Below are 20,461 nucleotides of genomic sequence, written 5' to 3'. Positions count from 1 at the left end.
TGGGATGGGCGGACCCGAGGAACGGCAGGTCATCTCCTGGGACGAGGACGGCGCGGAGCACCGGGCGCGGTGGCGTTCGGGCAACGGCGCGCCGCCGCCCGCCCGCGTCGTGGTCGCCGACGACCGCGCCAAGGCCGCCACCGCCTACCGGCTGGCCTGCGAGGGCACCGCGCTGCTGTGGCGCGGCGACTACCAGAACGCCCGGCAGCTGCTGAACGCGATGGCCCGCCGGGTGGACGCCCCGCGCCGCCGCCCCAAGCCGGTGCGCGACCCGGCGCAGGAGTTCCACCTGTTCCGGCAGGCGCGGGCGCAGCGGGCGCGGATCCTGGGGATGGTGCTGGTGCCGGTGGAGCCGGGGCATGTCGTCGCGGCGCGGCGCGCGCCCGACGTGCGGGAGGCGTGCGAGGCGGCGCTCGGCCCCGCCGACGAGCCCTATGTCGTGTCCCTGCGCGAGCTGCTCGGCTTCGTCGGCGCGCACCAGTGGCGGCTGAACGGCGTGCCGGTCGGCGCGCTCGGCGGAGCCCGGATCCACCCGCACTACGGGGTGTTCTCCCCGGTCAGGGGCGAGTACGTGAGCCTGGTCGACAAGGCTCCGCTGCCCGGGGCGGGCACCGCGTTCGACCTGGGGACGGGCACCGGCGTGCTCGCGGCCGTCCTCGCCCACCGGGGCGTGGAACGGGTCGTCGCCACCGACCTGGACGAGCGCGCCCTCGCCTGCGCCCGCGACAACGCGGCCCGGCTCGGCCTGGCCGACCGCGTGCAGGTCGTCGAGGCCGACCTGTACCCGCCGGGCCGCGCCGACCTGGTCGTCTGCAACCCGCCGTGGATCCCGGCCCGGCCCGCGACACCGCTGGAGCACGCCGTCTACGACCCCGGCAGCCGGATGCTGCGCGGCTTCCTGGACGGGCTGCCCGGCCATCTGGAGCCGGGCGGGGAGGGCTGGCTGATCCTGTCCGACCTGGCCGAGCATCTGGGGCTGCGGACCCGCGGCCAGCTCCTGGCGGCGTTCGAGGCGGCGGGGCTGGAGGTCCTGGACCGCCTCGACACCCGGCCCACGCACCCGCGTTCGGTCGATCCCGACGACCCGATGCACGCGGCCCGGTCCGCCGAGGTCACGTCCCTGTGGAGGCTGGCTCCGCGGTCGTGAGCGCGTCCGGTCCCAGCGCCGCCCGCACCCGCCGCGCGATCCGGTCCACGTCGCCGCGTTCGGCGTCCGGCAGCGGCGCGCCGACGGCGGCGCGGGCCGCGTGGGCCTCGGCCAGCAGGCGCGCGGCCCGTTCGTGGTCGCCCGCCAGCGAGTGCGCCCCGGCCAGCCCCTCGCAGGCCAGGGCGTAGGCACGGCGGTCGCCGGTGCGTTCGGCGTGGACGAGGCCCTCGGTGTGGAACGCCAGCGCCCGTTCGGCGTCGCCGCGCAGCTCGGCGATGAAGCCCAGCTCGGCGAGGATGAACGCCAGCCCGCCGTCGCCCTCCCACTGGCGGCACCAGTCGATCCAGGCCGTCAGGTGCCGTTCGGCGTCGTCGAGGCGGCCCTGGCGGCGGGCCACCAGCGCCAGCCCGACCTCGGCGAACTCCTCCCCGCGCTGGTGGGAGCGTTCGGCCGCGATCTGCTTGGCCCGCTGGTGGAGGTCGCGGGACCGGTCCAGGTCGCCGGTGAGCAGCGCGATGCGGCCCAGCCGGGCCAGCAGCCCCGACATCTCCGACCACAGGCCGAGCTCCTCGGCGATGCGCAGCCCGGCGGTCCGCAGCCGGGCCGCCCCGGCGTAGTCCCCGGCGACCTCGGCGCGTTCCCCGAGGACGAAGGTGACCTGGAGCTCTCCCCAGCGGTCGCCCAGCTCGCGGAACAGCTCCATGGCGCGCCGCCCGTCGCGTTCGATGGCCTCCAGGTCGGTGCGGTAGGTGCGCAGCTCGGCGCGGACGCTGAGCGCGGCGGCGATCCCCCACCGGTCGCCCAGCTCCTCGAAGTCGGCGAGCGCCAGCTCGATCAGCACCAGCCCCCGTTCGGAGTCGCCGAACCCGAGCTGGCCGCGTCCCAGGAACCAGCGCGCCCACGCCAGCGCCGCCGGGTCGCCCGCCGCCTCCAGGCGGGCCAGCGCCGCGTCGACCTGCTCGAACGGGTCGGGGTCCGCGCCGTCCAGGATCAGCAGCGCCATCGCGGCCCGCCACGCCAGCGCGGTGGCCCGCACCGCCTCGGGCGCGTCCCCGGCCGTCTCCAGCGCCCGCGTGAACGACCGGCGCGCCTCCCCCAGCCGCCCCCGCAGGAACCAGTACCAGCCCAGCGCGTTCACCAGCCGCAGCGCCGACTCCGCGTCCCCGGTGCGGACGGCGGTGTCGAGCGCGGCCCGCAGGTCGGCGCTCTCGGCGTCCAGCCGGGCCAGCCAGGCGCGCTGGTCGCCGCCGCGCAGCAGCGGGTCGGCGCGTTCGGCGAGCGCGACGAAGCGGGCCAGGTGGCGGGCGCGGACGCGGTCGGTCTCGCCCGCCTCGGCCAGGCGTTCCAGGCCGTAGGCGGCGACGGACTCCAGCAGCCGGTACCGGGTGCCGTCCTCGCCCGGCACGACCAGGGACCGTTCGACCAGCCGCCCCAGCAGGTCCAGCACCTCGTCGGGGCGGACGCCGTCGCCGGAGCAGACCTGCTCGGCGGTGTCCAGGGCGCAGCCGTCGGCGTGGACGGCCAGGCGGCGCAGCACGGTCCGCTCGGCCTCGGTGAGCGGCTCCCAGCTCCAGTCGATCATCGCGCGGAGGGTGCGCTGCCGGGGCGGCGCGGCCCGGTTCGCGCCGGTCAGCAGCCGGAACCGGTCGTCGAGGCGGTCGGCCAGGTCCCGGACGTTCAGCACGCGCAGCCGGGTCGCGGCCAGCTCCAGCGCCAGGGGGATGCCGTCGAGGCGGCGGCAGATCGCGGCGACCGCGTCGGCGTCGAGCGCGGCGTGCGGCGCGGCGGCGTGGGCCCGCGCGGCGAACAGCCGGGCCGCGTTGTCGGGCTCCAGCGGCGGCACCGGCCAGCGCAGCTCGCCCGCGACCGACAGCGGCTCCTGGCTGGTGGCGAGGATCCGCAGGTCGGGGGCGGCGCGCAGCAGGGCCGCGGCGAGCTCGGCGACCGGTTCGACCAGGTGCTCGCAGTTGTCGAGGACCAGCAGCGCCGGGGCGCCGCGCAGCGCCTCGACCACCCGGTCCAGCAGCGGGCGGCCGCCCGGGTCGGGCACGTCGCGCACCCCCAGCACCGCCGCGACCGCCTCGGCCAGGGTCTCGGCGCAGCCGTCCAGAGGGGCCAGCTCGACCAGCCAGGCCCCGCCGGGGAACGCCTCCGCCGACCGCGCCGCCGCCTCCAGCGCCAGCCGGGTCTTGCCGACGCCGCCGGTGCCGGTGAGCGTGACCAGGCGGCCACCGTCCAGCAGGCGGCGGACCGCGCGGACCGCGTCGTCCCGGCCGATCAGCTCGGTGAGCGGGGCGGGCAGGTTGCTCCGGGGGCGGCGGGGGGCCAGGGCGGGGTCCTGGCGCAGGATCGCCTGGTGGAGGGCGGTCAGCTCGGGGCCGGGATCGAGGCCGAGCTCGTCGCGCAGCAGCGTCCGGATGTCCTCGTAGGAGGCCAGGGCCTCGCTCTGGCGCCCCGCCCGGTACAGCGCGCGGATGTGCGCGGCGCGGAGGCGCTCGCGCAGGGGATGCTCGGCGACCAGCGCGCCGACGTCGGCGGGCTCGCCCAGGTCGAGGCGGCATTCGGCGAGCTCCTCCAGGGCGGTCAGCCGGGCCTCCTCCAGCCGCCGGGCCTCGGGGCGGGCGAACTCCTCGTCGGCGAAGTCGGCGAACGCCGGTCCCCGCCACAGGTCGAGGGCCTCGGCGAGCAGGTCCGCGCGGACGCGGGCGTCCCCGGCGCCGCGCGCCCGGCGGGTCAGCTCCTCGAAGCGGTCGGCGTCCACGTCCGCGTCCCGCAGCACGTAGCCGGGCGCCTGGTGGACGACCAGGTCGCGGTCCCCCAGCGCGCGCCGCAGCTGCGACACCTTCGCCCGCAGCGTCCCCGAGGGGCTGCCGGGCGGATCCTCCCCCCACAGGTCCTCGACCAGGCGGTCCGCCGACACGGCACGGCCCCGATGGGCCAGCAGGTCCGCCAGCAGCGCGCGGACCTTCGTCTCGGGGATCCGTACCGGCTCCCCGTCCGACGTCCACACCGCGAGCGGACCGAGCACCCCGAAACGCATGCCGCCACGCTAACGCCCGCCGCAACCCGATCCGAACCCGACCGCAACCCCCGTCCCCGACCGTGGAGTCATGACCGCAACGAACAAGACCCCCGTCACCGTCATCGGCCTCGGCTCGATGGGCCACACCCTCGCCTCCACGTTCCTGAAGGCCGGGCACCCGCTGACCGTGTGGAACCGCACCCCGGAGAAGGCCGACGACCTGGTCGCGGCCGGGGCGGCGCGCGCCGCGACGCCGGCGGAGGCCGCCGCCGCGAGCCCCCTGGTGATCGTCTGCCTGGTGGACCACGCCGTCACCCGCGAGTCCCTGGCGTCCGCCGGGAAGGCGTTCGCCGACCGCGTCCTGGTCAACCTCACCAACAGCACCCCCGACCAGGCCCGCGAGATCGCCGCCTGGGCCGGCGAGAACGGCGTCACCTACGTGGACGGCGGCATCATGGCGACGCCGCCGCTGATCGGGGGACCGGCGTCGTTCCTGCTCTACAGCGGCGACCGGGAGGCGTTCGACGCGCACCGGGACGCGCTGGCGGTGCTGGGCACGCCGCACTTCATGGGCGAGGACCCGGGCGCCGCCGCGCTGTACGACCTGGCGCTGCTGTCGGGCATGTACGGGATGGCGGCGGGCGTCGCCCACGCCCGCGCGCTGGTCACCGCCCACGCCGGCCCGGCGAAGGCGCAGGAGTTCTCCCAGACCATGCTGCTGTCCTGGATCCAGGCCATGCTGTCGGTGTTCGCCGGGATGGACGCCGCCAAGATGGCGGACGAGTCCCCGCTGGACATGCAGGCGCCCGCCCTGGTCAACATCCTGGAGGCCAGCGACGCCGAGGGCGTGCCCCCGATGCTCGCCGCGCACCTGCTCAGCATGATGAAGGAGATCGTGGACGCCGGGTTCACCGACGTGCTGCCGCCCGTCATCGACGACCTGGTCGGAAGGCTCGGGTGACCCGCCGCTAGGACGCCGGGCCGGGCGGGAACAGGGCGCGGGCGCGTTCGATCAGCGCCCGCGCCGCCGGGCTCACCGGGCCCTCGGCCCGCCAGGCGAGCACGATCCGGCCGCGCAGGTCCGCGCCGTCGATCTCGACGGCGCGCAGCCGGCCGGCGTAGTGGTCGACCAGGGAGCGCGGCACCAGCGTCACGCCTAGGCCCCGCGCGGCCAGCTCGGCGAGCATGCCGGGGTCGGCCACCTCGAACGTCACGCGCGGCGCGAACCCCGCCGCCGCGCACGCGTTCTCCAGGACCGCCCGGAGCCCGGTGCCGTGCGGCAGGCTCATCACGGCCCGGTCCCGCAGCACCGTGATCGGCGCCGGGTCCGCGCCGACCAGCGGATCGTCCGGCGCCACCACCAGCGCCATCTCCTCGTCGATGACCACCTGCACGGCGAGCCCCGGGGGCGGGTCGCCCGCGAGCCCGAGGAACGCCAGGTCGAGCCGCCCGTCGAGCAGGTCGCGGACCATCCGGTCGGAGTTGGCCTCGGAAAGGTGGATCTCCACCGCCGGGTGTTCCACGTGAAACCCCGCCAGCAGGTCGGGCAGCAGGCGGTGGGGCAGCGAGGTCACCACGCCGACCGCGACCCGGCCGCGCATCAGCCCGGTCAGCTCGTCCACCGCGAGCCGCGCGCCCTCGACGGCCGCCAGCGCCGCCCGCGCGTACGGCAGCACGGCCCGGCCCGCCTCTGTCAGCCGGACCGCGCGGCCGGTGCGGTCCAGGAGCTCCTGGCCGAGCTCGCGTTCGAGCTGGCGGATCTGCGCGCTCACCCCGGGCTGCGCGACGTGCAACCGTTCGGCCGCGCGGGTGAAGTTGGCCTCCTCCACCACCGCGACGAAGTACCTGAGCTGCCGCAATTCCATAACCGGCGACCCTAACAACCCCCCGGGCACCCCGCGCGGGCCCGCCCGGACGCCGGTGAGCCACATCACATTCCCGGGCTGTCACGTCCGACAGAGGTCACCTGTCCCATGGACGTCACCACGCAGACGGGAGTGAGAGATGGACAACCACCACGTCGTCATCCTCGGGGCGGGCTACGCCGGCATGATGTGCGCGGTCCGCCTGGCCCGCCGGACCCGCCGGCTCGGCGTCCGCATCACCCTGGTCAACCCGTCGGAGCTGTTCGTCGAGCGGCTCCGCCTCCACCAGGTCGCCGGCGGGCAGACCCTCCCCGAGCACCGCGTCACCGACGTGCTGGACGGCACCGGCGTCACGTTCGTCCGGGGCCGCGCCACCGCCCTGGACCCCGACGCCCGCCGCGTCACCGTCGACGACGGGCGGGAACTCGCCTACGACACCCTCGTGTACGCGCTGGGCAGCGCCACCGACACCGCGCGGGTCCCGGGCGTCGCCGAGCACGCGTTCGTCCTCGACCGGCCCGCCGACCTCACCGCCCGGCTGGACGCGATCCCCGCCGGGGGCACGCTGGTCGTCTGCGGCGGCGGGCTCACCGGGATCGAGGCCGCCACCGAGATCGCCGAGGGCCGCCCCGGCCTGCGCGTCACGCTGGTCACCACCCGGGCCCCGGGCGCGGGCATGAACGCGCGGGCCCGCACCCACCTGACCCGCGCCCTGGACCGCCTCGGCGTCACCGTCCGCATCGGCCAGGTCGCCAAGGTGCTGCCCGACGCCGTCGAACTCGACGGCGGCGAGCTGCTCCAGGCCGACGCCTGCCTGTGGACCGCCGGGGTCCGCGTCCCCCCGCTGGCCGCCGACGCGGGAGTCGACGCCGACGGGAACGGCCGGGTCGTCGTGGACGCCACGCTGCGCTCGGTGTCGCACCCGGAGATCCACGCCGTCGGCGACGCCGCGGCCATCCGGCAGGCGTGGGGAACGATCCACGGCACCTGCCAGAGCGGGATCCCGACCGGCGCGTACACCGGCGACGCCATCGCGCGGCGGCTGCGGGGCAGGACCGTGAAGCCGTTCCGGTTCGGGTACTTCCACCAGCCCCTCAGCCTGGGACGCCGCGACGCGGTCATCCAGTTCACCCACGCCGACGACAGCGCGAGCCGCTGGTGCCTGACCGGGCGGGCCGCCATCCTCTACAAGGAGAGCGTCAGCTCGAGCCCGCTGAAGCTGTACGCGCTGGGCAAGCACGTCCACATCAACCCGCAGCTGTCGAAGGGCGGCCGCGCCACCCGTGGCTGAGGGCTCGCCCTCATCCCTGAGCAGCGAAGACCATGAGCCGATGAACGCCGCCGAGACCACCGCCCGGGACCCGTTCCTGGAGCACCGCCGCCTGCTGTTCGCCACCGCCTACCGGATGCTCGGCAGCGTCGCCGACGCCGAGGACGTCCTCCAGGACGCCTGGCTGAACTGGAACGGCGCCGACCGCTCCGGTGTCCGCAACCCCCGCGCCTACCTGGTGCGCACCGTCACCAACCTCGCGCTCAACCGCCTCACCTCATCCCGTGCCACCCGCGAGACCTATGTCGGTCCGTGGCTGCCCGAACCCCTGCTCACCTCCCCCGACGTCGCCGAGGACACCGAGTTGGCCGACACCGTATCCACCGCGATGCTGGTGGTGCTGGAGACCCTCAACCCGATGGAACGCGCCGTGTTCCTGCTCCGCGAGGTCTTCGGCTACACCCACGCCGAGATCGCCGAGACGCTCGGCCGGTCGGAGGCCTCGGTCCGGCAGATCGCGCACCGCGCCCGGTCCCACGTCCAGGCCCGACGCCCCCGCTACGACGCCGACCGCGCGCAACGCGAGCAGGTCACCGCCCGGTTCCTGGAGGCCTGCTCCGGCGGCGACCTGAACGCCGTCATGGAACTGCTCGCCCCCGACGTCACCGTCTGGTCCGACGGCGGCGGCAAGGTCACCGCGGCCCGTCGCCCGCTGCACGGCCGCGACCACGCCGCCCGCTGGCTGCTCGGCGTCCTCGCCAAGCCCGTCTCGGCGGGCGTCGCCCTGCGCGGCGCCACGATCAACGGCGAGCCGGGCATCCTGGTCGCCATGGGCGACACCCCGATCGGCGCGCTGACGTTCACCCTGGCCGACGGCGCGATCCGCGACCTGTGCCTCCAGCTCAACCCCGACAAGCTCCAGGGCCTGTCCGGCGCCCCGCGCCTGTGACCCCGCGCCGGTGACCCCGCCTCCGGTCCCCGGCGGCGGGGTCAGAGGCGGGAGACGGTCAGGAACGCCGGGTCGAGCAGGGCGCCGACGCGCTTGACGTTCCGCACGATCGGCGCGGTCTCGACATGGGTGACCGACCGCAGGGCGGCGACGCTCCCGGTCAGGTAGCGGTACAGCGCGCGGGAGTCGCGGCAGACGACCTGGACGGCGAGGCCGGTGGGGCCGGTGGTGGCGGCGGCGAACACCACCTCGGGGTGGGCGGCCAGCGCCTCCCCGGTGGCGACCAGCTCCGACGGCGGGACCGTCAGCCACAGCCGGGCGGCGCTTTCGAGACCGACGAACGACAGGTCGAACTCGGCGTAGTAGTGCAGGACACCGGCCGCGCGCAGCTGGTCGAGGCGGCGCGCGACCGTGGACGGCGACCGGCCGGTCGCGGCGGCCAGCTCGGCGTGGGAGGCGCGGCCGTCGCGGGCCAGGACGTCCAGCAGCGCCCGGTCGCCGGGGTCCAGCCGCAGCAGGCCGTCGGGCTCGGGGACCGGCCCGGGCGTGAGGGCCGCGACCTCGTCCGGGGTGAGGGCGTTCAACGCGCGGATGCGGCTCGGCGATCCGTAGAAGGTGTGCAGCACCTCGTGGGCGGCGACCGCGACGACCCGGCTGCCGCGCGGCCACCGGTCCAGCAGGAGTTCCCGGCTCTCGTCCCGGTCCCGGCCGCGGGCGACGCACAGCACCTCCGTCCCGCCGGAGACGATCTGCACCCAGGCGGTGTCGGGACGGCGCGCCAGCACGCCCGCGACGCCCTGCGCCGCGCCGGGCGCGCAGCGCAGCCGCAGCAGCCAGCGGCCGTGGGCGGCGTGGTTGGCCGGGGGGACGCCGACGATCCGCAGCCGGTCCTCCGACCGCAGGCGGCGGTAGCGGCGCGCGACCGTCTGGTCGGACACGCCCAGCACCTCGGCGATCCGGCTGAACGGGGCCCGGCCGTCCAGTTGCAGCGCGTGGATCAGCCGCCGGTCGAGTTCGTCGGCGATGGAGGAATTCACCATCTGAACCTAGCCGATGTCGAAAACCCCGATCCTCGGCCTCCCTGAGTGGTTCCTCCCCACCCGCCCGGTGATCGTGAGGCTCCCGGAAACGAGATCACGGAGGTCACGATGGGGAGATGGGGACCGCTGGCGGCGATCTGCCTCGGGTCGTTCATGCTGCTGGTGGACGTCAACATCGTCACGGTCGCGATGCCGGACATGGCGGGCGGGCTGGACGCGTCCTACGGCGCGTTGCAGTGGGTCCTGGACGTCTACGCGCTGGTGCTGGCGGCGCTGCTGCTGGGCGCGGGCGCCCTGGCCGACCGGCTGGGACGCCGCCGGACCTACGTGGCGGGGCTGACGGTGTTCGCGGCGGCGTCGCTGGCGTGCGGCCTGGCCCCGGACGCGACGCTGCTCGTCACCGCGCGGGCCGTGCAGGGCGCGGGCGCGGCGCTGATGTTCGCGACGACGGTCGCGCTGGTCGGCTCCGCCTACACCGGACGCGACCGGGGTGTGGCGTTCGGCGTGTGGGGCGCGGTGAACGGCGCGGCGGCCGGGATCGGGCCGGTGCTCGGCGGGCTGGTCGCGCAGACCGCCGGCTGGCGCTGGATCTTCCTGGTGAACCTGCCGGTCAGCGTCGCGGCCGTCGTCCTCACCCGGCGGGTCGTGGCGGAGTCGCGGGGCCCGGCGCGGCCCCTGGACGTCACCGGGACGCTGCTGTTCGCGTTCACCGCCGGGACCGTCGTCCTCGCCCTGACCGAGGCCGGCCGCGACGGCTGGACCTCGCCCGCGGCGACGGGCGCGTTCGCGCTCGGGGGCGCCGGGCTGGCGGCGTTCCTGCTGGTCGAGGCGCGGAACGAGCATCCCGTCCTGGACCTGCGGCTGTTCCGCGACCCGGCCTTCACCGGGGTCATGGTCGCGTCGCTGGCGATGTCGGGGGCCGCGTTCGCCTCCCTGATGTTCACGTCGCTGTGGCTGCGGTCCGTGCAGGGGCTGGGCGCGATCGAGGCGGGGCTGGCGATCCTGCCGATGAGCGGGCTGTCGTTCGCCGCCTCCTGGCTGACCGGCCGCCTCCCGCACGACGTCCCGGCCCGGTGGACCGTCGGCGGCGGCATGCTGCTCGTCGCGGCCGGGACCCTCGCGCAGTCGACGCTGTCGGCCGGCTCCTCGTGGGCCGCGCTGGTGCCCGGCTTCGCCCTCACCGGGATCGGCGTCGGCCTGGCGCTGCCGAACGTCACGGCCGCCGCGATGGCCGCCGTGCCGCCCGAGCGCGGCGGGATGGCGGCGGGGGCGGTCAGCGCGTTCCGCCAGCTCGGCTACGCGCTGGGGATCGCGGTGCTGAGCGGCGTCTTCCACCCGGCCCTGGACCGCGCCCTGACCGGCCGCGTCCCGGACGCCGCCGCCACGGCACAGGCGCTGACCAGCGGGCACGCCCCCGCGCACCCGGCGGTCCCCGGCGCGTTCGCCACCGCCCTCAACACCACCACCCTGACGGCGTCGGCGATCGCCCTGGCGGCCGCGGCGACGGCGCTCCTGCTGATCCGCCGCACCCCGTCCGGGACGGAGCGGGCGCCGGAACCCGCGGCCGCTCTGGCAGAGTGACCGCGTGCGGATCGCCCTTCTCGGACCGGTTCAGGTCTTCGCCGATGACGCCTCCCCGATCCCGGTCGGCGGCGCCCGGCTGCGGATGCTGCTGGCCAGGCTCGCCCTGGAGGGCGGCCGCCCGGTCCCCGTCGACGCGCTCGTGGACGGCCTGTGGGGCGAGGAGCCCCCGGCGGACGCGGCCAACGCGCTCCAGGCCCTGGTGTCCCGGCTGCGCAGGGCCCTGCGCGGCGCGGGCACGGTCGAGGGCGCGGGCGGCGGCTACCGGTTGTCGGTGCGCGGCACCGACGTCGACGCCCACCGGTTCGAGGAGCTCGCCGCCCAGGGCGGGCGCGAGCTGGCGGCGGGCCGCGCCGAGCAGGCCTCCTCGGTGCTCGGCGCGGCCCTCGGCCTGTGGCGGGGCACGGCCCTCGCCGACGTGCGCGACGCCCCGTTCGCCGGCGCCGTCGCGACCCGGCTGGAGGACCTGCGGGCCACGGCCGCCGAGGACCGGTTCGCGGCGGAGATCCGGCTCGGCCGCCACGCCGGCGTCCTCGCCGACCTGGAGGCCGCGCACACCGGACGCCCCCTCGGCGAGCGCCTCGCCGCGCTCCGCATGCGCGCGCTGGCCGCCGCCGGCCGCCAGTCCGACGCGCTCGCCGTGTACGAGGACGTGCGCGCCAGGCTCGCCGACGAGCTCGGCGTCGACCCCTCACCCGACCTGCGGGAGACCCATCTCGCCCTGCTGCGCGGCGAGCTGGACCGCCCCGCCGGGCGCGCCGGGCCCGCCCCGGCCCGCCTGCCCGCCCCGCTGACCAGCTTCGTCGGCCGCGACACCGAACTGGAACGGCTCGCCGAGCTGATGACCTCCGCCCGGCTGGTCACGCTGGTCGGCCCCGGCGGCGCGGGCAAGACCCGGCTGTCCCTGGAGGCCGCCGCCCGCGACCGGGCGTACGGGCACGGACGGGTGTGGTTCGTGCCGCTGGCCGGGATCACCGCGCCCGACCAGCTCACCGACGCGGTCCTCGGCGCGCTCGCCCCCCGGGACCGCCGCCTGGCCGACAGCGGACGGGCGTTCGACCGCGTCACCGAACTCCTCGACGTCGGCGACGCCCTGCTGGTCCTCGACAACTGCGAACACCTCGTCCAGGCCGCCGCCGAACTCGCCGAACGCCTCCTGGCCCACCTGCCCCACCTGCGCGTCCTCGCCACCAGCCGGGAACCCCTGGCCATCATCGGCGAGGCGCTGTGCCACCTCGGCCCGCTCCCGCCGCCCGCCGCGACCGCCGGCCCCGCCGAGGCCGCCGCCTCGCCCGCCGTCCGGCTGTTCACCGACCGCGCCGCCGGGGTCCGGCCCGACTTCGCCCTCGACGACTCCACCGTGCGGGCCGTCGTCGAGATCTGCCGCCGCCTCGACGGCCTGCCGCTCGCCCTGGAACTGGCCGCCGCCAAGCTCCGCGCGATGAACGTCGACCAGATCGCCCGGCGGCTCGACGACCGCTTCCGCCTGCTCACCTCCGGCAGCCGCACCGCCCTGCCCCGCCAGCGCACCCTGCTCGCCCTCATCGAGTGGAGCTGGGACCTGCTCGACGAGCCCGAACGCGCCCTGGCCCGCCGCCTGTCGGTCTTCCCCGGCGGCGCGACCGTCACCGCGCTGGAGGGCGTCTGCTCCGACGAGCGGCTGCCCGCCGGCGACGTCCTCCACGTGCTGAACGCGCTCGTCGAGAAGTCCCTCGTGCACGCCTCCGACGACGACGAGCCGCGGTACCGGATGCTGGAGACCGTCCGCGCCTACGCGTCCTCCCGGCTCGCCGAGTCGGGGGACGAGGTGTCCTCCCGGTTCGCCGCGTACTTCCTGGCACTGGCCGAGGAGCACGACCCCCTGCTGCGCACCCGCGACCAGCTCCGCGCCGTCGCCCTCCTCGACGCCGAACACGACAACCTCGTCGCCGCACTCCGCGCCACCGGGGACGCCGCCACCACCGCCCGCTTCGTCAGGGCGCTGTTCTGGTACTGGGGACTGCGCGGCATGGTCGCGCCGTTCGAGACGTTCGTGACGGAGGCCCTGGAGTCCGGCGACACCCTGCCCGCCCGCACCCGCGCCTCGCTCGACGCGATCCGCACGATGGTCGGCGCGATGCCCGGCGACACCGCCGAGGCGCGCGCGCTCGTCGAGGCGTGCGAACGGACCGGGGCGCACGACTTCCACCCGGCGCTACCGGTGTGGATCCCGATGCTGGCGTTCTCCTCCGGCAACGCCGACCTCGGCGAACCCCTGCTCCGGCGCGCCCTGGACCACCCCGACCCCTGGGTGCGGGCCGTCGCGCACTGGGCCCGCGACGACATCGGCACCGAACGGGGCGACCCGCGTTCCGGAGCCGGCTCCCGCCTGGCCGCGCTGCGCGGCTTCGAGGAACTCGGCGACCGCTGGGGCCTGGCCCTGGCGCTGTTCGCCGTCGGCCACGCCCACTCCCTGGACGGCGACCACGCCTCCGCCCTGGCCGCCCTCGAACGCGGCGTCGCGGTCAGCTCCGAACTCGGCACCCAGGACGACCTGTTCTCCGTCCGGATCCGCCTCACCGAGGAGCGCATGCGCTCCGGCGACCTCGACGGCGCGCACCGCGACCTCGACGCCGCCCGCCGCCGCGCCGCCGAACGCGGCCACCAGCGGTTCGGCGGCGACCTGCTGTTCGTCCTCGCCGACCTGCACCGCCGCTCCGGCGACCCGGCCGCCGCCGAGGCGACCCTCGACCGGCTGGAACCGGCCGCCGACCGGCTGTCGCTGCCCCGCGACAGCGCCCTGGACCTGATCGCCGCCGCCCGGATGACCAACCGCCTCGCCGAGAACGACGCCGCCGGGGCCCGCTCCCTGCTGCCCCGCGCGGCCGCCGGCCTGGCCGCCCGGGACGACAACCGCGGCCTCGCCCGCACGGCGGAACTGCTGGCCTGGCTGCTGGCGCTGGAGGACGACCCGCGCGGCGCGGCCACCGCCCTGGGACTGAGCGAGGCGATCCGCGGCGCGTTCGACCACGGCGACCCCGAACTACGCGCCCTGACCGCCACCCTCACCGAACGACTCGGCGAGCCCGCCTACCAGACGGCGTACGCCGCGGGAGCCGGCCTCCCCCGCGACGAGGCCCTGACCCGCCTGGCCGAACAGACCGCCCTCTGAACGCGCCACGGCCCCGCCGCGCGAGCGACGGGACCGTTGTCGTGAAGATCAGGCGACGGCGACCAGGGCCAGCACGGAACCGGCGAACACCACCGTGTGCCGGACGTACTGCTGGACCTTCACCCAGGCGGGGAAGCCGCTCTCGGCGGCCTTCAACAGCGCCACCACGTCGACACGCTCCAGCATCGGGCCACCCTTCCTGCGGAACGCGGCCCGCACCGACCGCTCGGCGGTGACCTGGCTCCACAGGATCAGCGCGTTGCCGATCAGCACCAGCGTCTGGAAGCCCCAGGTGAGCGTCTGGCCCCACGGGTGGGCCAGCAGGTTCAGCGCCGCCAGCACCGCCATGACCAGCGCCACGGCGACCGGGGCGGCGGTCTCGTGCCCGCTGGCGTCGAAGCTGAGACCGTTCTCCTTCAGCACCGAGGCCGGCACGCCCTGACGGACCAGCTCGGCCTCCGCCTTGGCGGCGGCGTCCCGCCCGTACCGGGCCCGGACGACCGGGATGCTGACGAAGGCGAGACCGACGAGAACCTGCATGACCGCGGCGAAGACCAGCATCGGGGGGCTCCTTCTTCCAGGGGGTTCGTTCTTGCTGATCCCCACGTTGCCCACCCGCCCTGACGGCCCACGGCCAACCGGCTGACAGCCACCACCGATCTCCGGCCCCGGCTGTCAGCCGACCCGACACACGACGCCCTATCTCGTCCGGCGATCACCACGCCCCTAAGCGGCGAGGGTCCTCCCTGGCCGTCGACCGGGAAGGACCCTCGCGAGAGAAACCGAAGACGCGCCTACTGCGCCATGTCCACGAAACGGCTGTAGTGGCCCTGGAACGCCACGGTGACCGTCGCGGTCGGACCGTTACGGTGCTTGGCCACGATCAGGTCCGCCTCACCGGCCCGCGGCGACTCCTTCTCGTACGCGTCCTCACGATGCAACAGGATGACCATGTCCGCGTCCTGCTCGATCGAGTTGTGCAGAGCGATGCCGTTCGCGACGAAGTTGTGCAGTCCGAGCACCGTCGCGTCGTAGACCTCCTGCTCGCCGATGCTCTCCACCGAGACGATCTCATCCCAGAAAACGTCATTGGTGGCGAGCATCTCCAGTTCGGCGCTGTCCAGCACCGTCGCCACCCGCCCGAGACGGGCCCGGCTCGGCGAGCGCTTCCACATCGCGCTACCAGAGAAACTGGTACCCATCGCTTCCGCGAACCCGCGCTGCGTCATCCCCTTGTCGACGAGGATCTGACGGACGTCGTTCCAGACCTCGCGAGGAACGGTGTCGAGATTGGTGTTCGCGCGCAGATCACGCAGCTTCTCCACGGCGGCGGCCGCGATCACGCCACGTGCGCCGTGCACCTGGACGGCCTCGAAGAACGCTAGCTGGTTCTCCACGCCGGACAGGTGAAGCTGGTAACCCGGCCGGTAACCCGTCTTGTTGACCTTCTTGATGCGCGACAGGATCCCGAACCTCAACAGCAACCGCGACACGTCCTCGACAAGGCGGCGGCTGGTCGAGGCGTAGTAGACGCGGCACTGCCCCTGCTTGGCGTCCCAGTACACGCAGCCGTCGGTGGCCCACAGGTGACGCAGGAAGAGCGCCACCTGCTCCTTGGGCAGACCGAAGACCGGGCCGGGCACGAACTTCTCGTGCGAACGCAGCCCAAAGAGGCCGAGTTCGTCGAGCCACTCGGCGATCGGGTTTCGGCGACCATGGGTCAGCCGGTAAGGCGCGGGCAGTCGGAGCGTGGTGACCCGTGCCGCCTCGTACTCGTCCCGGACGGCCGTGATGCCGAAGTGCTTGGCGGCATCGGTCACCGCCGACAGGCACGCCTCGTCCTTGCTGGCGTACCGGATGGGCTGACGCCTCACGAAGGAGCCGTCACCGATGAGGTGCGCCAGCAGGATGACGCGTTCCTCGGGCCAGGGCTTGATCTCCAACGGTGGTGGCACATGGCGGGACGACGCCACCCGTGTCCCTGGCTCCAGCTCTCCAAGTGGAGACCAGCCCGAATAGGTCAGGAACGGGTGGTTGGCGGTCGCCTCGACCTGCCTGCCCGACGCCAGGGTGACCCGGAAAACCTCCTTGCGTCCGCTGGAGAAGGCGTGCGTCATCGTCCTCGGCACGTACTTGAGCCGATCGTCGAGCGCCCATACCGGAATGTCACGGACACCGCTCTCGATCAGCTCGCCGATCGTGATCTCCTCGTTGGTGTCCGCTCGCATGATTCGCGTCCCGGCGGTCACACAGCCCGATTCGCGAAGGTCGGACACCATGGGCTTCTTGTCCGTTCGCTGTTCGGGGCCTCGGTTCAGCTGGGAGAGCGCGATCACCGGGACCTGGAGCTCCTTCGCCAGCAGCTTCAGCGACCGGGAGAACTCCGAGACCTCCACCTGGCGGCTCTCGGCGCGCTTGCCCGAGCTCATCAGCTGGAGATAGTCGATCACGACCAGGCGCAGGTCGTGCTGCTGTTTCAGGCGGCGGCACTTCGCGCGGATCTCCATCATCGACATGTTCGGCGAGTCGTCGATGAACAGCGGGGCCTCGGCGACCTCGCTCATCCGGCGGGCCAGCCGCGTCCAGTCCTCGTCCTGCATCGTGCCCGACCGCATCGCGTGCAGCGCCACCCGCGCCTCGGCCGACAGCAGACGCATGGTGATCTCGTTGCGCCCCATCTCCAGGCTGAAGAACGCCGAGGTCAGCCCGTGCTTGATCGACGCCGCCCGCGCGAAGTCGAGCGCGAGCGTGGAGTTGTGCGTCGGGATGCACGAACGGCCCACCAGGTACATGTGGTCGGCGTTGTCCACCTGGATGCAGCGCACCGGCACGCTCTCGACCGGCCGCACGTCCACGATGTAGCGGACGCGGGCCTTCGGGTCCACGTTCCTGCGCTGCCGCTCCAGCTTGCGGGGAAGGCGGAACACCGGCTCGGCCGGCGTGAAGTTGATCCGGTAGAAGGTCGAGGTCTCCTCGCAACGGCCCTTCACAGGCTTGGTCGTCATCGTCGCCCGATAGCCCAGGCTGAGGATCAGCTCGTGGGCGTCCTCGGCGAGCCGCTTGTTGGCGAACGCGAGCTGGACCTGCCCGATCTCGGAGACGTAGCCGTCGGTGTCCAGCATCCCGGCGAGCAACGCCCGCCGCTGCTTTTCAGAGGCGCGCAGGTACGCGGCGGGGATGTGCTTGTTGCGGTGAAGTCCGTTCTCAATGAGTCGACGTTGCAACTTCAGGATGCCGTACCTACCTGGAGCCGAATGACGAGTGACCGTCTCACCTGCAGCCTCGAGCTCGGCGATGATCTCTTCGTCGAAGCAGGTGATCGCCCCGTGCCAGCTATCGCCATCACCAAGCCAGGCTCCGAGCACATAGGGGTCGATTGGAAGATCTGCATCCGGAAGCTGGAACGATCTGGCCACCTCGACGGCGTGATTGGGGCGGTTGTCGCCGTCGCAGCGCAGGGTCGCGCAGATCTCTTCGGTGGTCTTGATGGGCTGGTGCTGCGCCGTGGTCGCGAAGTTCTTGGGACGGATCACTCGACCCAGCAGGTTGCGGTAGAGATCCGCGGCCTCGTAGCGCGGCTGGCGCTTGGACAGGGTCCTGTCGGCCTTGCCCTGGTGGCCCAACTGACGGGTGACCGCGTAGAGAGCGTCCCTGAACTCCGCGCCGACCTCGGCCACCGCCTCGCGGTGCGTGAGGAGGCGGCGCGGGTCGTCGTTGGCCTCGGCCGTCGCATACCGAACGCGATGGATCGCCTCGTTCGGCCAGTAATAGGACGGCTTACGCTCGCTCGCCTGGCGACGGCTCGCACGGGTCGTGGTACGCCACAGATGCTGGGCGTCGGCGACGATCACTTCGCCGTCGGAGAACTCGACCTCATAGCAGGGACGACCATGCATGACCTCAGTGGCGGCCACGACACGGGTTGTTTTGCCGTCCGCGCCGAAGACCAGGTCACCGACTTCGATGTCACCCATGGTCGTCCAACCGAAAGGCGTCGGGACCAGGGTGTCGAGGCTCAAGGCCTTCCCCATGGCAGGCCTAGCAGCAACCACTACCATTTGTCCTGGATGCAGCCCGTTTGTCAGGGCGTCGAGGTCGGCGAAGCCGGTGGGGACGCCGGTCATCTGGCCGCCGCGGGAGCCGATGGTCTCGATCTCGTCGAGGGCGCCGGGCATGATCTCGCTGAGCGGGAGGTAGTCCTCGCCCGAGCGCTTCTCGGCGATGGCGAAGATCTCGGCCTGGGCGCGGTCGAGGATGTCGTCGGCGTCGGAGCCGTCGGCGGCGTAGCCCATCTGGACGATGCGGGTGCCGGTCTCGACGAGTTTGCGGAGGACGGAGCGCTCGCGGACGATCTTGGCGTAGTAGCCGGCGTTGGCGGCGGTGGGGACCGAGGAGATCAGGGTGTGCAGGTAGGGGGCGCCGCCGATGCGGGTGATCTCGCCGCGTTTGGTGAGTTCGCCGGCGACGGTGACGGCGTCGGCGGGTTCGCCGCGGCCGTACAGGTCGAGGACGATGTCCCAGATGATCTGGTGGGCGGGGCGGTAGAAGTCGGCGGTGCGGAGGATCTCGATGGCCTCGGCGATGGCGTCCTGGGACAGGAGCATGCCGCCGAGCACGCCCTGTTCGGCCGCGATGTCGTGCGGCGGGGTGCGTTCGAACTCCTGCTCATGTGTTCCGAGATCGGTCACGCTCATCTGGCACACCCCCCATCGGCTGCGGCACCGGCGGCCCCGTCCGCCACGACGCCGTACGTTCATCCCACGTCTACCGGAAGGGTCTGACATTACTGGGGCCGAACGCAAAGAGCCCTGTGGATGAGCATGTGGAGGCGCTGTGCAGACACGCCGTTCCGGTTGTGCACGAGCTGTGGACAACCCTGGGGATTACCGCGGCGAGTGCCGGCACAGACTACCGTTGAAGTGCGAGAACTTCGTCCACGGGGTGTGTGGGAAAGAAAGTCGGGCGATTCGCGTCACGTTCCCAACGTAAGCGTCAAAGTGTTCATATCGATTACAGGTTGGTAGCGTGCCGTCCGTGAGGTTCCGTGCGTCCCCCCATGACCGGGAGATCTGGCGGCTGGCGGTCCCGGCGTTCGGGGCGCTGGTCGCCGAGCCGCTGTTCCTGCTGTCGGACTCGGCGATCATCGGGCACCTCGGCACGGCCCAGCTGGGTGGCCTGGGGGTCGCGGGGCAGATCCTGAGCACGCTGGTCTACCTGTGCGTGTTCCTCGCGTACGGCACCACCGCGGGCGTCGCCCGGCAGGTGGGGGCCGGGGACATGCGGGCGGCGCTGCGGCAGGGCATCGACGGGATGTGGCTGGCGGTCGCGCTCGGCGTGGTGCTGATCGTGGCCGGGTGGGCGCTGGTGCCGTGGATGGTGGACCTGTTCGGGGCGTCGCCGGGCGTCGCGCCGTACGCGGAGACCTATCTGCGGGTCAGCCTGTTCGGGATCCCCGGGATGCTGGTGGTGCTGGCCGGGACGGGCGTGCTGCGCGGGTTGCAGGACACGCGGACGCCGCTGCTGGTGTCGGTCGGCGGGTTCGGGGTGAACCTGCTGCTGAACGTGGTGTTCGTGCTCGGTTTCGGCTGGGGCGTCGCCGGGTCGGCGTGGGGAACGGTGATCGCCCAGACCGGGAGCGCGGCGGTGTACGCGGCGGTCGTGCTGCGGGCGGCGCGGGAGCACGGGGCCGGGGTGCGGCCGGACGTGGCGGGGCTGCGGACGGCGGCGACGGCGGGTGTGGGGCTGCTGCTACGGACGGCGGCGTTGCGGATCGTGCTGGTCGTGGGCACGTCGGTGGCGGCGCGGATGGGCGATCCGGAGATCGCGGCGTACCAGGTGGGGTTCCAGGTGTGGACGCTGCTGGCGTTCGCGCTGGACGCGATCGCGATCGCCGGGCAGGCGATCACGGGGCGTTTCCTGGGGGCGTCGGACCTGGCGGGGACGCGGGCGGTGACGCGGCGGATGGTGTGGTGGGGCGTGGTGTGCGGCGTGGCGTTCGGGATCGCGATCCTGGTGGTGCGGCCCTGGCTGCCCGCGCTGTTCACGCCCGATCTGCAGGTGCGGGACCTGCTGGCGGGGTCGCTGCTGCTGGTGGCGCTGTTCCAGCCGGTGGCGGGGGTGGTGTTCGTGCTGGACGGCATCCTGATCGGGGCCGGTGACGGGTTCTACCTGGCGTGGACGACGGCGCTGGCGACGCTGGCGTTCCTTCCGGCGGCGCTGGGCGCGTACCGGGCGGACGCGGGCCTGACGGGGCTGTGGCTGGCGATCGGCCTGTGGATGTGCGTGCGGATGCTGACGCTCGGGTGGCGGGCGCGCGGGCGCGCGTGGATGGTCACCGGCGCGGTCCGCCGCTGATCAACGCCGGTCGGGGCGAACGGGTCCCGCCCCTGGGGGCCGAGGGACACAACGTTCTTATCGGGATACATGAGACGCGCTG

At 74.0% G+C, this 20,461-nt stretch carries 12 protein-coding genes; 7 read left to right on the top strand and 5 right to left on the bottom strand.

Annotated elements, in window-relative coordinates:
• Positions 1-4 precede the first annotated feature (4 nt).
• Entirely contained in the window at positions 5-1,147 is a 1,143-nt protein-coding gene (locus tag HNR61_RS10715; protein WP_182842943.1) for a methyltransferase, read from the top strand.
• On the opposite strand, the gene HNR61_RS10710 is transcribed toward HNR61_RS10715, so the two are convergent.
• Positions 1,113-4,187, bottom strand: a complete 3,075-nt coding sequence (locus HNR61_RS10710) for an AfsR/SARP family transcriptional regulator (protein ID WP_182842942.1) — start codon at positions 4,185-4,187, stop codon at positions 1,113-1,115. The genes HNR61_RS10715 and HNR61_RS10710 overlap by 35 nt on opposite strands.
• A gap of 70 nt (positions 4,188-4,257) precedes the next feature.
• Between HNR61_RS10710 and HNR61_RS10705 the strand changes: the two genes are divergently transcribed.
• Positions 4,258-5,130 (top strand): NAD(P)-dependent oxidoreductase, encoded by an 873-nt coding sequence (locus tag HNR61_RS10705; RefSeq protein ID WP_182842941.1) that lies wholly within the window; start codon positions 4,258-4,260, stop codon positions 5,128-5,130.
• 7 nt (positions 5,131-5,137) lie between these two features.
• Here HNR61_RS10705 and HNR61_RS10700 read toward each other — a convergent pair whose 3' ends face one another.
• Positions 5,138-6,034 (bottom strand): LysR family transcriptional regulator, encoded by an 897-nt coding sequence (locus HNR61_RS10700; protein WP_182842940.1) that lies wholly within the window; start codon positions 6,032-6,034, stop codon positions 5,138-5,140.
• A gap of 139 nt (positions 6,035-6,173) precedes the next feature.
• On the opposite strand from HNR61_RS10700, the gene HNR61_RS10695 reads away from it, so the two are divergent.
• Both HNR61_RS10695 and HNR61_RS10690 read left to right on the top strand, forming a co-directional pair.
• Entirely contained in the window at positions 6,174-7,325 is a 1,152-nt protein-coding gene (locus tag HNR61_RS10695) for an NAD(P)/FAD-dependent oxidoreductase (RefSeq protein ID WP_182842939.1), read from the top strand.
• 40 nt (positions 7,326-7,365) lie between these two features.
• On the top strand, positions 7,366-8,253 hold the full coding sequence (locus tag HNR61_RS10690; protein WP_182842938.1) for an RNA polymerase sigma-70 factor: 888 nt from the start codon (positions 7,366-7,368) through the stop codon (positions 8,251-8,253).
• A 41-nt stretch (positions 8,254-8,294) separates the two neighbouring features.
• On the opposite strand, the gene HNR61_RS10685 is transcribed toward HNR61_RS10690, so the two are convergent.
• Positions 8,295-9,290, bottom strand: a complete 996-nt coding sequence (locus HNR61_RS10685) for an Lrp/AsnC family transcriptional regulator (protein WP_220509159.1) — start codon at positions 9,288-9,290, stop codon at positions 8,295-8,297.
• 111 nt (positions 9,291-9,401) lie between these two features.
• Here HNR61_RS10685 and HNR61_RS10680 point away from each other — a divergent pair, with 111 nt between their 5' ends.
• On the top strand, positions 9,402-10,874 hold the full coding sequence (locus HNR61_RS10680; protein ID WP_182842936.1) for an MFS transporter: 1,473 nt from the start codon (positions 9,402-9,404) through the stop codon (positions 10,872-10,874).
• 4 nt (positions 10,875-10,878) lie between these two features.
• Positions 10,879-14,025 carry an AfsR/SARP family transcriptional regulator gene (locus HNR61_RS10675; RefSeq protein WP_182842935.1) on the top strand — a complete coding sequence of 1,049 codons (3,147 nt, stop codon included), beginning with the start codon at positions 10,879-10,881 and terminating at the stop codon, positions 14,023-14,025.
• 48 nt (positions 14,026-14,073) lie between these two features.
• Here the strand turns inward: HNR61_RS10675 and HNR61_RS10670 are convergent, their stop codons facing one another.
• Both HNR61_RS10670 and HNR61_RS10665 read right to left on the bottom strand, forming a co-directional pair.
• Positions 14,074-14,586: a hypothetical protein gene (locus tag HNR61_RS10670; protein ID WP_182842934.1), complete on the bottom strand. Its 513-nt coding sequence runs from the start codon at positions 14,584-14,586 to the stop codon at positions 14,074-14,076.
• Between the two features lie 233 nt (positions 14,587-14,819).
• On the bottom strand, positions 14,820-18,719 hold the full coding sequence (locus tag HNR61_RS10665; protein ID WP_182842933.1) for a replicative DNA helicase: 3,900 nt from the start codon (positions 18,717-18,719) through the stop codon (positions 14,820-14,822).
• A gap of 331 nt (positions 18,720-19,050) precedes the next feature.
• Between HNR61_RS10665 and HNR61_RS10660 the strand changes: the two genes are divergently transcribed.
• Entirely contained in the window at positions 19,051-20,379 is a 1,329-nt protein-coding gene (locus tag HNR61_RS10660; RefSeq protein WP_182842932.1) for an MATE family efflux transporter, read from the top strand.
• Positions 20,380-20,461 lie beyond the last annotated feature (82 nt).

Origin of the sequence: Actinomadura kijaniata, from assembly GCF_014138665.1 — a bacterium.
Lineage (GTDB): Bacteria > Actinomycetota > Actinomycetes > Streptosporangiales > Streptosporangiaceae > Spirillospora > Spirillospora kijaniata.
Note: the sequence above shows the minus strand (reverse complement) of the source record. Positions and strands in the feature narration are given on the sequence as shown.

What these genes read in the sequence shown, in the direction of transcription:
- HNR61_RS10695 (WP_182842939.1), top strand. Translation starts at nt 6,174, where the DNA reads ATGGACAACCACCACGTCGTCATCCTCGGGGCGGGCTACGCCGGCATG.
- HNR61_RS10690 (WP_182842938.1), top strand. Translation starts at nt 7,366, where the DNA reads ATGAACGCCGCCGAGACCACCGCCCGGGACCCGTTCCTGGAGCACCGC.
- HNR61_RS10705 (WP_182842941.1), top strand. Translation starts at nt 4,258, where the DNA reads ATGACCGCAACGAACAAGACCCCCGTCACCGTCATCGGCCTCGGCTCG.
- HNR61_RS10665 (WP_182842933.1), bottom strand. Translation starts at nt 18,719, where the DNA reads ATGAGCGTGACCGATCTCGGAACACATGAGCAGGAGTTCGAACGCACC.
- HNR61_RS10715 (WP_182842943.1), top strand. Translation starts at nt 5, where the DNA reads ATGGGCGGACCCGAGGAACGGCAGGTCATCTCCTGGGACGAGGACGGC.
- HNR61_RS10710 (WP_182842942.1), bottom strand. Translation starts at nt 4,187, where the DNA reads ATGCGTTTCGGGGTGCTCGGTCCGCTCGCGGTGTGGACGTCGGACGGG.
- HNR61_RS10700 (WP_182842940.1), bottom strand. Translation starts at nt 6,034, where the DNA reads ATGGAATTGCGGCAGCTCAGGTACTTCGTCGCGGTGGTGGAGGAGGCC.
- HNR61_RS10680 (WP_182842936.1), top strand. Translation starts at nt 9,402, where the DNA reads ATGGGGAGATGGGGACCGCTGGCGGCGATCTGCCTCGGGTCGTTCATG.
- HNR61_RS10670 (WP_182842934.1), bottom strand. Translation starts at nt 14,586, where the DNA reads ATGCTGGTCTTCGCCGCGGTCATGCAGGTTCTCGTCGGTCTCGCCTTC.